General features: G+C 59.9%; 7 protein-coding genes. All 7 read right to left on the bottom strand.

What is annotated here, in order from left to right; all coding sequences use genetic code 11:
- The coding region (gene pelG, locus VJ956_RS03875; protein WP_324081845.1) for an exopolysaccharide Pel transporter PelG at nucleotides 1–931 on the bottom strand (931 nt) is incomplete at its 3' end.
- Nucleotides 932–934: 3 nt separating this feature from the next.
- Complete coding sequence (pelF, locus tag VJ956_RS03880; RefSeq protein ID WP_324081847.1) at nucleotides 935–2,464, bottom strand: GT4 family glycosyltransferase PelF; 1,530 nt, start codon at nucleotides 2,462–2,464, stop codon at nucleotides 935–937.
- Nucleotides 2,461–3,447, bottom strand: coding sequence for a HEAT repeat domain-containing protein (locus VJ956_RS03885; protein ID WP_324081848.1), 987 nt, complete (start codon nucleotides 3,445–3,447; stop codon nucleotides 2,461–2,463). The genes pelF and VJ956_RS03885 overlap by 4 nt, the downstream gene beginning before the upstream one ends.
- Nucleotides 3,437–4,783 (bottom strand): PelD GGDEF domain-containing protein, encoded by a 1,347-nt coding sequence (locus tag VJ956_RS03890; RefSeq protein ID WP_324081850.1) that lies wholly within the window; start codon nucleotides 4,781–4,783, stop codon nucleotides 3,437–3,439. The genes VJ956_RS03885 and VJ956_RS03890 overlap by 11 nt, the downstream gene beginning before the upstream one ends.
- Before the next feature lie 25 nt (nucleotides 4,784–4,808).
- Complete coding sequence (locus VJ956_RS03895; RefSeq protein WP_324081852.1) at nucleotides 4,809–5,333, bottom strand: hypothetical protein; 525 nt, start codon at nucleotides 5,331–5,333, stop codon at nucleotides 4,809–4,811.
- A gap of 11 nt (nucleotides 5,334–5,344) precedes the next feature.
- The gene (locus VJ956_RS03900) at nucleotides 5,345–8,809 is read right to left on the bottom strand and encodes a tetratricopeptide repeat protein (protein WP_324081854.1); all 3,465 of its coding nucleotides are present in this window, start codon (nucleotides 8,807–8,809) and stop codon (nucleotides 5,345–5,347) included.
- A gap of 4 nt (nucleotides 8,810–8,813) precedes the next feature.
- The gene (locus tag VJ956_RS03905; RefSeq protein WP_324081856.1) at nucleotides 8,814–11,579 is read right to left on the bottom strand and encodes an endo alpha-1,4 polygalactosaminidase; all 2,766 of its coding nucleotides are present in this window, start codon (nucleotides 11,577–11,579) and stop codon (nucleotides 8,814–8,816) included.
- Nucleotides 11,580–11,870 lie beyond the last annotated feature (291 nt).

Genomic DNA, 11,870 nt, shown 5'->3' on the forward strand with positions numbered 1-11,870 from the left:
CTTCCCGCACGGCGTTGTAGAAGCGCTCGTAGGCTTCGGCAAAGTCGGTTTCCATGCGTACCAGAAACACCGCCATGCCGGGAATGATCGACAGGTAGGCCAGGAAGATGGGCAGGTCGTAGATCACTGAGGCGCGCAGGCTCGCGATGATGGGCTGGGAAGTCTCCGGGTGGAACCAGAAAATAAACTTGTCAGCCCACACCGCCGCGTTGAACAGCAGCCCGGTCAGGATCAGTGCCGGAAAGATCTGGCTTCGGCGAGCAAAGTCGAAACGGATGAGGTGATCGCCCGGGTACTGGCGGATAATGGTGTAAAAAAAACTGAAGAACAGCAGGCTGTGACCCAGTAGGAGGCCCGTCAGAAGGCCCTCGAGGCCGAACCGGGCCAGCATCATCGCTCCGACCACGGCAGTGGTATAACCCAGAGTAAACACCACCACGATGCGACGGTAGGACTTCATGCTCGACAGGAAGATGGTGACCGGCCAGAGGTTACAGAGTACGACGAAATTGGCCAGCATAAGCAAACGATAGAGTACCGATGTGGCGCTGAAAAAAAAGATCATAGCGATCAGGCCAAGAACCAGCGAAAGCACTGTGGTTACCCAGATCAGCCCCATCAGGTTAGGCAGGATAAGGTCGCTTCGTCTGGCGTACAGGCGGTCCGCAACCCAGCGGGTAAACACATGCTGAAACAGGCCGGACAGGATCAGGGAGACGGCCATCAGGTAGGTGACCGATACCAGGAACTGCACCACTTCGGTATCCGACACCGCCAGGGTAAAGCTGATAATGCCGATCAGCATGACCCCCAGAACCGATAACACCCAGGGTCCGGAACTGATAATGCCCGCCAGTCCGTAAGCCTCGAACAGGTTCAGGAAGCTGTCGCGCTTGAGGATGCGGCGTATTTCGAAACCTATGCCGGCCATGGGTTAACGGGCCCCCGATTTATCGATGGAATGGTAAATGGAGCGGTAGGACTCGAACATGCTGTCCAGCGTGTAGTACCTCCGCACCCGCTCAAGGCCGGCTTTTTGCGCCCGGTACCATTGCTCCGGGTTGGCCAGCAGCCGCAGGGCCTCCCTCGCCGTGGCCTCCGGGTCGGCAATGGGCACCACGGCACCGCTGGCACCGAGGGCGCGATCTTCCTCACTGACTCCCTGCAGCAATTCGCGGCAGGCGCCCACGTCCGTGGCCAGGCAGGGCAGACCGGCGGCGTGGGCCTCGAGAATGACCAGTGGCAGCGCCTCGGAAATGGAGGTCAGCACCATCAGGCCCAGTTGCGGCAGTATGTCGTTAATGTTCTGGAAGCCCAGAAACTTCACTCGCCCGCTCATGCCCAGACTGTCCACGAGCTCCTTGCATTCGTGCACGTATGCCTCATCTTCGTCTTCCGGGCCGACAATCCAGCCCTCTACGTCAGGAACGACTTCGCTGACGGAGCGCATGGCACGAATAAAGGTCTTGACGTCCTTGATCGGCACCACGCGCCCGACCAACCCCAGGACTTTCGGAATGCCATCAGGTCTTGCCTGTCGGGCCGCCTCGAAGCGTGCCGGGTCAATGCCATTGGGGATAATGCGGGTGCGGTTCGCTGCGGCGCCGTCCTGTAACTGACGCTGTCGGTTGCCCTGATACAGGGAAACAATCGGGTCGGCTTGTTGGTAGGCCAGACGGCCGAGGGTCTCGAAAAAGCGGATCCAGAGCCTGCGGATATAGCCCAGCTGTTCGTTGAGTGTTCCCCCGACCTGATCTGTCGGATCGTGAATCCACTGGGCCTGGGACAGGTCTATTTTGCGTTCTTTGGTATAAATGCCGTGCTCGCTCAATGCAAAGGGAATGCCCCGCTGCTCACTGGCGATGGCACCCAACAAACCGGCGTATCCGGTGGAGATAGAGTGCAGCATTCGCACCGCCGGCATTCTGCGGGCCACTTCGACAAGCTGGAACAGGGGCGCATGCATGATGCGTATCGACCAGAAATAGTCGACAAAGGATGGCTCGGTGCAGTATTTGCGGTAGTTCTCGTCAATCATCTGCCAGCTTTCTTCGCTGTAGAGAAAGTCCTCGCGGCTGATTCCGCGCTTCTTACCCAGATCGGAAAACACTTCGTGAAGAATTTCCGGTGGTACTTCGGCTCCGGACTTGAACTGTTCGTGAAGCCGTTTCTGGGCTTCGAACGCCGAGCTGTTGCCACGCCTCGGGCGGGGTTTGCCCACGGCGTCAGTGTCCATCAGATAATGACACTCAAGGTGGGTGACATTGTCCGGCAGGACGTACTGCTTTTCGCCGTAGTGCTTGCGGTCGCCACCAAGGAAGATCAGCGCAAAGGTGTATTCCGGCAGTCCGGTGATGATCTGGTGGACCCACGATGACACACCGCCCCGAATAAACGGGTAAGTGCCCTCAAGCAGCAGGGCAATGTCGGCTTTTGGCTCTGTCTCCGGATTTTTCAGTATCATAGCCAGGCCTCGATGATCGGCCGGTTGGCCGGGTGAAAGCGCTCCGGGGGGCAGGCAGAGAGGTGTTGACGCACCTGTCTGAAATCCCGACGTAAAAAAGCCACTTCTCCCAGGTAGGGCAGGATCAGTTCTGGTGCCGAGCCCTCCGATAAAGCCATACGGAAAGCCTGGTCGGCGCCATCGACGTTTTCCAGCGCCAGCTCCACCCGGCCCAGCAGGCGCCAGTCATTTTGCCGGGAGTGGGCGCTTACCAGCTCCAGCAACAAGGTCCTGGCGCTGTTGAGATAGTACTGCCGCAGGCCACCCTGGGCCAGACCAAGGTAGGCCATCTCCCACCAGGTCTGGGCCAGGCGCCGTTGCCGGACGATCTGCTTTTTGCTGTCCTCTTTCTGCAGGGCCTGCTGCAGCACTCCCGCCCGATGGGCGAGGGTTTTCTCTTTCTGTTCAAGCATCGAATAGGCCAATAGCCGGACATCGTCAGCCGGGTCTTTAAGGGCTTCGCGCAGGATATCGATGGCATCACGGTCATTCATCTGGCGGGTGGCCATAAGTGCCGTGAGTCGTTTGTCGGTATTGCTTGCTTCCCGCAGGACCTGCCTCAGCCCGCCCTGGCTGTAGATTACCTGCAGGTCCATATCGATGGGCTGAAACGGGAGCTCCGGGATAGCCACTTCCTGCCAGGGAATTTCCCGCCGCGAACGTGGCAGGTAGAGCGCCAGCAAAATACCGACCAGCACCCCGGCACTGCCGATAAAGGGAATGGCAAACTGGACTGTGAACAGGAAAAAGGCCGCGGTGACCGGCTGGCCACGATACCGGCGTGGCAGTAACGACAGAAGAACGGCCGCCAGTATTGCACAGGCGATGGCGTGAGCCAGCAGGTAGGCAATCAGATGGACGTTGCCCGGCTCCGGTGACAGCAGACCTGCAACACCGCCGGCTTCCAAAGTCAGGGCAAGCAATACCAGCCAGTTACTGCTCATGGTTATCGCCCGTCCGGTTGTCAAACAGGAAAGTCTGTACCCACCTGTCAGCCTGGGCGCGACTGCTTATCTGCAGGGTCCGGGGGGTAACCAGATCACTGGTTCTGTGCCCAATCTGTTCCCTCAGTCCATCGTCCAGTCGATGTAGATAACCGGCCAGTCCCAGCTCATCGGTCAATGGCATAAGTACAACAAGGTATCGTTTGCCGCTGGCATGATGCTCGGCAACAACGTCCAGACCGCGACGGATGTTTTGCACGTAATCGGCGATAGCTTGGCCGGTCTGTCCTTCCGGTAACCGCAGACCCACCAGGGCACCAGGCAAAGAGAACCGCTCGGCGTCACGACCGACCCTTGCCAGATGGCGCCGGAATGAACGCCATTCCAGCGAGCCGCCAGCAGCCACCTCCGTCTGTTCATGGGCCACATCCGCCATGTGTCCCGCCAGAATGGCAAGAAGGCGCAGCGATCTTGGTTCAAAACTGAAAAACGGCATGGCCTCAATCACGCAGATGCCGACAAACCGGTCCTCTGAATCAATCAGCGGGATCGCCGCGAGAAGATCAGTGTCGAGCTCGTCAATGCGCTGGCGGAATTCGGTCTGCACGGAAACCAGTTTGCGCTCCTTCAGGGCGTGTTGCAGCAAGGGGTCCCGGGGGTCGATATCGTGAAAGCGGCCCACGGTTGCCAGCGGCTTGTCGCCCGGACGGCCGTCGGTCAGCGAATAAAGGCCGGCAACCTGCAGTTGGCCATAGCGCATCAGCAGTTGCAGCATCAGTGTGGCGCTTTGTTGATTCAGCCCGGTCAGCCCGGTGTCACTGACCTGGGAGTAAAACCGTCTGAGCGCTTCGCGCAGACTGCTGGAGCTTCCCGCCAGTTGTTGTTCAAGCCGGTCGTGGGATACCTTAAGCAGGTAATAGTTGCGAGTGAATTCTTCCAGGCGGGAGCCCCGGTAGTCGTTGCTGGCTTCCAGCTTTTGCCGCTGGCGCTCCCAATAGTCACGAAATTCACCGGCTACCAGGCTGATGCCGAGCACGCCGATGGCCCATACATAGGGAAACGCTTGTGGTGCTATACCGGTCGTGCGCAGCTGGAATCCCAGCGCCGCAATCAGGATCAGTGCTGACACCAGCGCCATGAAAAAGCCGTACCGTAACCCCACCAGCAGAGGCGCCAGCGCCGGCCAGGGGAAACTGCCGTCAAGATAGAACGGATCCTCCGGGCGGTGCCAAAGGCTGAAAGCCAGGAAAAAACCGGTAATCAGAAGCGTCTCCAGCCACTTCAGAGCCGGAGGCACCCTGGTCTTTGCGTCGGTTATCTGCTGTGTTTCGTCCATTGTGAGCCCTGTCAGTTCGCCGCTGTCATCGGCTTTCGGTCAGCGCCATGGCGTCGACGAGTTCGTCCAGCACTTTATGCGCCGCCACGCTAAGGCTTTCACGGCCCCAGCCGGTCCTGGCTGCGGTGCCGGACCAGAGCACACGATTGTCGTTCGCGCGTCGGATTTCCAGGGTGATCCCGACCGCAGGCTCCCCATCGAGCCCGCTTTTATAGCGCCATTCTTCGACTGTGCCGGTGAACAGATACTCGGCGCCCTCGTTGCGGGCGGTGTTCAGGGCGTCCTGCTGACGTTCGCTGCTTTCGTACAGTAACGGGTTGCGGTCGTCCGGAAGGTAGAGGGTAACATCGTTACTGCCCCCGGCCCGCAGCAGGGCGGCCAGCACGCTGGCGGCGCGGTCGCCTGCCTGGGGGGTCTGGGACAGGTTAACCAGTGGTAGCACGGCAATCCGGGCATCGCGGGCAACTGTCGATCCTGGCTGGCTCTGCATGACCGAGCAGCCTGCCAGAAGCAGAAGTGTGAGCCACAGGCTATGGCGTATTGTTTTCATAACGGTCTCCTTTAGCGACCCAGGTATATCGTGTAGGTAAGATTGAATTCGGTCCGGCCATTGCCATCAAGCCCCTCTGACGACCAGCGGCCGGACAGGGCCAGTTCGTCATCGCCCAGTACTCGCCAACCCAGCCCCAGGTCCACGCCCACTTCCGGGGTCGAGGTAGATAGTACATAACCGGCCTCCAGTCCGAGAAATGCCCGTGGCGACGGGGTGGAGCGATAGAGTGCATGGGGTTCGCCGTGGAACCAGCGGGTGGCGAAGCCCACGTGCTCATACTCTTCGGTCAGCACAGCGGACGCAGCGAGCGGCTGATCCAGTGCTGCCAGCGTTGAGGCCGGCAGCGTGTCAGTCAATGACAGTTGCTGATTGCGGTAACCGGCGCTCATGGTCCAGGCGGGGTCATTCCGGAACAGGGTGTAAGTGGCATTCAGGTCCAGCACATAGCCATCGGCCAGGCTCTCGCTGTTCAGGTTCTCGATGGTCAGATGTTCTGCCTGAAGGTTCAGGTTGAGCCGTGAAAACGGTGTGTAGCCGGTGTTGATGAAACCACGATTGCGTCGGGTCAGCCACCAGGCCTCGGCGCTGTCCGGGGTGCGTTCCCGAAACTGATAGCCTGCCCCCAGAACCAGCCGGTCGCTCCACTGAGAGTCATAGCGCGCGGCCAGCGCAAGGTCACCACCCTGATATCGTGGCAGCTGACTGGCGGTTAACGACCAGATAGCGTTGCCGGAACGCCGGTCCAGGGTAAGGGCGGCCTCAATGTTGCCACCGGGCGTGTCCTGGAGCCGCCCGGAGGTATTGGCGGTGACTTCATGGGCCGAGAGCTGCCAGCGCAGCTCGTCATGACTGGACTGGCCGGTAATGCCTGCGCGCTGCACGGTGAAGTTGCCCAGGTCCTGCCAGCGGGCGCCAAGCTGAATCGCACGATTGAAACTCTGGTGAAGGTTCACCGTGTCCCGTGTTGTATCCTGCCGTTGAGTTGCGGCCATGGGTTTGTCTAGCTGATCGATCTGGCGGATATAACGGTTGGCGCTTTGCTGGCGGTTTTCCGGGGTCGGGTAAAGTCGCTGCTCGATGCGCTGGTAGGAATTCTGGCTACGGGAAGAAGCAATGGGCAAAAGTGCCTCGGCGACCCCGGCATCACCCTGATCGGCTGCGAAATAGGCAAAGGCTTCGTGCAGATTTCCATCGGCTGTTGTCCCCTCTGGTGTGCGATGCGAGCCTGCAAGCGCCTGCCAGGCCAGTCGCAACAGCCCTTCCTCGCGGTAGATGGCGAAGCGGTTTGCCGGGGTAGAGGCGTCTTCACGCAGCTGCACGGCGGCTTTCTGGCGCAGGTTGGTTGCGGCGCCCGGTTGACCGGTCTGCGTCATGACGCTGGCAGTGCCCAGTAGCCAGTCAATATCATCGGTCCGGGTGGTCATGCCGCGGCGAAACCAGTGCAGTGCCTGCCCGGGCTTGCCCAGAGCAACGTAGCCATAGGCCAGCACCGGATAGGCGGCGGTGGACGGTGAATCACCGATCTGCGTCAGCAGAGCCTGAAGCAGATCGGCAAACTCCCCGGCATTGGCGAGCGTCAGCCAGGCCCAGTTGATCATCAGATTTTCATCGTCAGGCGTTAGTTGCCAGGCGGTGCGATAGGCTTCGTTGGCAGCCTTGATATTGTTGTTGCGCTGATGAACCAGGGCAAGAAGGGACCAGTAACGCGGGTTCTGTCGCGCCCCGGGGTCCAGATCCCGCCAGCGGTCCAGGGTTGTTGCAAGTGCCGACCAGCGCTCGAGGACGGCCTGATATTCCGCCATTGCAGCCAGCAGACGCGGTTCGCCCGTGGCCTCGAAACGGCGCTGGCTCAGTCGCAGGGCTTGCGGGTAGTCTTTGAACAGTACGGCGAGACCCAGCAGGCGTTCTTCCAGGACCGGTGTCAGTTCATCGTCGCCCCGGGCTGACAGCCGATCGTACTCTTTTCTGAGAATGTCGGTCCTGCCCAGATAGGTGGCCAGGTCGAGGCGGATGATTTGCGCGTTTTCCGCCAGTTCCGGGTCGTCTATTCCGACATTGAGCAGCGCCAGTGCCCGCTCGGGTTGTCTTGTCCGCCAGAGTAGTGAAGCAAGTTGCACACGATCAGATTCGGACAGCGTCGGCTGGCCCTCGAGCAGCGTGATGGCGGCGGGAAAATCCCGCAGGTTGAGGTGTAACGTCAGCAGTCTTTCTGTCAGCCGGGCGGCATCCGGATATAATAACCGGCCTTCCGAGAGCGTGGCGATGGCAGCATCAAGGCGTCCGGTCCGGATCTGCGCTTCCGCCAGTCCGATATAGTCCTCAGGCTGGAGGCGTCCACGGCTGGCCGCCTGCTCCAGCACCCCAAGCAGGGTTTCCCACTGGAACAGCCCCCGTGCCAGATCGGTGGCGCGGCGAAAAGCCAATGGCGAACCTGTATCCCGGTAAAGCGACACCCAAACCGGCAATGCCTCTGCGGGCAGATTGTTCCATTCCAGAACTTCGGCAATGGTTTTACGGTCGGCCGGGGTCAGCCTGGCGGGCTGTTGCTGAAGCCGCCGCAGCGCCGTGATCGCCGCAAGCGGTCTGCCTGCGGCCAGTTGGGAGGCCAGCAGTTGCCTCTGGTAATTCAGATTTCCGGGGTTGGCATTGGCCCTTTGCCGTATCCAGGCGGCTTCGTCGGCGCTGGCCCCCGCCAGCCGGGCCAGTCGAATGCCCTCGCTCAGGGTCTTCTCGGCCATGCTTTGCGCCGGCTGTCGCCGTTTGAACAGTTCAAGCGCCGCTTTCGGGTCGCCGCTGGCCAGCTCCAGCCGGATCATGTTGTCGATGAACTCAGCACGGTCAGCGGGGCTGACGCTGCCCAGGTGTGGCTTCAGAGTGGCGGCCGCGGCACCCGGCCGGGACTGGGCCTCCTCCAGACGGGCGACCTCCCGTGCCAGTTGCAGCTGTTGATCGGGGGTGATCATGCGTTCCTGCGCGCTTTGCAGTAACGACAGGTAGCGCGGATCGCTGATCCAGTTGCGTAATGGCCGCAGCAGCTCAAGCAGGCGTTGTGGCTGGTAAGGCTGGCGCAGCAATTTCTGGGCGGCTGCGTACAGTTCATCCTGGCGGGCACGGCGGGTCGGCCCTTCCGGTACCGCAAATATCCGTTGTCCCTGCAGTTCGAGGTAGTCAGCAAATGCCTGTTCCACCACCGGATGGTGGCTCAACAATGGTTGCAGGATTTTGTCCGCTTGCTCCAGCTGGCCAGTTGCAACAAGCATCCCGGCCAGGCTCAGGCGCAATGGGACGTTGTCCGAATCGGACTTCAGCAGTGCCGTCAGATAAGCGATGGGAACGCCATCGGGCTTTTCGAGATAGTCCGGATCCTCGAACAGCCACTGGCGGGGGAACAAAAGATACAGAACCAGAGCGATCAGCGCCCCCATCAGGATCAGCGCCGGCAGGCTGAAAAATGATTCCCGCTGCCGACGCATACGCTTACCGGCACTCCAGAGACAGGGCTCCGGTTTGCTGAGCGGGCAGCGTTATCCACAGCTCACTGCCCTCGCGGCTCATTTTCGCGGACGCATTGTCGGCCGTGCACTGCCGTGCGCCTGCCAGCGAGAATGTTACCGGCTGGTGGCTGCGCAAGTTCAGGGTGATGCGCCAGCGGCCATCACTCCGTTGCCGTTGCCAACGGGTCAATACGCCGTTGGCCTGCGACAGCAAAGGGCCGTCCGGTGTCCTGTCGGTCAGGACCAGGCGCGGCGAATCCCCGGTCAGGTGTACGTAGCGGTTTCCGGCGTCATCGCGGTAACCGGCGACACCGGTGCTGAGGTCAAGATCAGGGAACCGGTCGGGGCTGATTGTTACGGTCCTGGGCTGACCGATTCCCCGCCACTGCCAGCCGCCATCATCATCCTCAAGCAACGCCGAGTAGTAGAATGTCTGCACCCGCCTGGCATATTCGCTGAGGTACAATGGCGTCACCGGCTGGCTTAGGGCGTATCGGTACACCTCGTGCAGGGCACTCAAGGCTTCGGGCTTGGTGCCCGAGTAGAAGTGGTAATAAATCCCCATGGGTTTGAGGCGGCCGTTACTTTCGAGAATGCGAAAAGTGTCTGTTACGTTGCGGAAACCATAGAAAGGCCCGCTCCACTGGTTGGTATAGACGTTCTCATTCATCACCGGGGCGTAGACCTGCAGTTCATCGCCAACCGGCCGCGCATCCGGCCAGGTGCCCGCCAGCTGGGAGGCATAGGGCAGAGGTTTGGTATTGCCGCCATTGACGTTGGCCAGGCCGGCTTCCCGAACCTGCTTTAATGCCTCCGCGCCGGGTCGTGCGTCGCCTGTCCACAGGAACACGGAAACCGGTTTTGCCGGCGGTGCCAGGCGCTGGTTGACGTACGCAATCGAACCGTCGATTTCCCGCGCCAGTGATGGCTGATAACCCGGGATCTTCATAAAATAGCCATACAATGTGCTTTCCAGGGGAGGCACCTGAACTCCTTCCATTGACTGCCAGAAGTACGGATGGCTGTAGGTATGGGATGCAACTTCTACCGAATCCATCCTGAAGATGTCTCTGGCGATTACCTCGGCGGCTTTGCTGGCGCCGGGGTAGAGGCCCCGGGGCGAGACCTCGGCTTCTATTACCGAGACTGTGTGGGGAATGCCATAGCGTGACAGAATTTCGTCCTGAATGACCTCGGCGCTCAGGGGGCTGCCGGGAAATTCACCACGGGAAACGAAACCGTCGCCGTCAATATGGGCGGTCAGAATGCGTCTTCCATTTTCGGTGGTTGTATCAATCGCCGGAGCGGATGGCAGGTCAAAGGCCTGACTGAAAAACGCAAAGGGATCAAACAGCCAATAGACCTCTTCATTCGGACCCACTTCGAAAATATAGGGATCGGTTGCCACGCCCCCTGTCTGATGGGTATATACCGGATCAAATGTCTGGCCCAGCGCATCCGTGATGGTGAGCCAGGGCCTGTGCCCCTCGGTTACCGGAATCGGACCGGTCGTTATCGAGGGCAGACGCCTGCCCTCGTATTTAGCCACCGAGGGATGGTGTTGGTCATAATTCAGTGGTACCGCTGGTGTCTCATAACGCTTTGCGGCGAGAACCCGACGACAGGCGGGGCTATCGGGTATCAGGCCCATCAGCAGGACGGGTACGCCCTGTTCCTGCTGCTGATGAAGCCAGTTGCAGAGGCGGTTGTCACGGTCGCCGGTCTGCCACCAGACCAGAATGCCGGCGTAGCGGTCGGCTGTGGGTTCCTGTGGCAATGGCTGTTGGCTGGAGCGGTAGTGCGGGACCAGGCCGGAACGCTCAAGGATGATGCCGCCGTAACGATGCGCCGCACTCTGGTCCATGTTCCGTTCGGATAAATCATGAACCACCAGAACGTGGCGCTTGACCTGCCGCGGTTTGGTGGGACTCAGTCGGGTCAGCTCGGAATTCGCGACCCAGGGAATGAAGCCCTCGTTGCGCAAGCGGGCAGCGACCTCAGCGCCACGGAAGGCATCTTCCGAATAATCGATGGCAATCAGGGGCATATCCGGTCGGGCCTGGCGCCACGGTTCCAGCTGTGCCGCCAGCCACTTCCGGTGCTCGTCCGGAACCTCGAAATAACTTTTGGTTCCGGCGTTGTAGCCGTTGCGCCAGGACTCCAGGGCCAGCGCATCCACCTGTGTCATGATACTGTCTGGCAAGTGGAAACCCCGATTCAGAATAATCTTGCTGTCAGGGTAACGTTCGCGGATCGCCTCAATCAGTTTTTGCTGGGCGCCTGCGAATGCCGGTGTCTGCTGATCACCGTCCGGAGACAGCCGAAAGCTGTCGAGCGTATCCAGAAAGACGCCCTGAAAACCCCTTTCGAAGGCGGGGTCAACCAGTCTGTCTAACAGGAACTCGCGAACTTCAGGAAGTCGAAGGTCCAAGACCACGCTTGACCAGGCGGGATTTTTGCCAATCAGCCAGTTCTGCTCAAGATCGTTGAAAAACCGATGACTGCGAGCCATCTCGCCCACGCCTATATAGGCAAGAGGGCGGGTGCCGGCTCTGGCCAGCAGGTCAATCCGTGCATCGCCGGCCTGCTCCTGCTGCAATACCACCCAGTCGTAAGCCATCAGGCTGCCGATTGGTGCCTCATTACCATAATAAAAAGCAACGTTGACGGGCTTTGTATCAGCAGCGATGGCCACGCCTGCAAACAGCAATAACGTCAGTGCAACAATCAGATACTGTATTTTTGTCATCAGAAGCCAGAAGAAAATAAAGCAACCACTGGGGTATGCAGGCGGATTCTTTTGCAGCAAGAAATACGTTTTCGAACCATTATAGATGACTTTTGGCAGGGTTATACGGTGAATCAAAGCGATATAACCCCACGAACCAGAGCAGCCGTGCCGGCAACCGCGGCAATGGCCAGAATGATCGGTCGCAGCCCGTCAAACGGCATGCGATGGACCAGTTTTCCGGAAAGCCAGAAGCCGGCGAGCACCCCCGGGAAAGTCACCGCAAAGAGTTGCAGTTCTGTTTGACCCAGG

Origin of the sequence: Marinobacter sp. (assembly GCF_035268745.1) — a bacterium.
In the GTDB taxonomy this organism is placed as follows: Bacteria; Pseudomonadota; Gammaproteobacteria; order Pseudomonadales; family Oleiphilaceae; genus Marinobacter.

Excerpts from the sequence above, each read along its gene's own strand:
- VJ956_RS03890 (WP_324081850.1), bottom strand. The coding sequence starts at position 4,783 with ATGGACGAAACACAGCAGATAACCGACGCAAAGACCAGGGTGCCTCCG.
- VJ956_RS03905 (WP_324081856.1), bottom strand. The coding sequence starts at position 11,579 with ATGACAAAAATACAGTATCTGATTGTTGCACTGACGTTATTGCTGTTT.
- pelF (WP_324081847.1), bottom strand. The coding sequence starts at position 2,464 with ATGATACTGAAAAATCCGGAGACAGAGCCAAAAGCCGACATTGCCCTG.
- VJ956_RS03895 (WP_324081852.1), bottom strand. The coding sequence starts at position 5,333 with ATGAAAACAATACGCCATAGCCTGTGGCTCACACTTCTGCTTCTGGCA.
- VJ956_RS03900 (WP_324081854.1), bottom strand. The coding sequence starts at position 8,809 with ATGCGTCGGCAGCGGGAATCATTTTTCAGCCTGCCGGCGCTGATCCTG.
- VJ956_RS03885 (WP_324081848.1), bottom strand. The coding sequence starts at position 3,447 with ATGAGCAGTAACTGGCTGGTATTGCTTGCCCTGACTTTGGAAGCCGGC.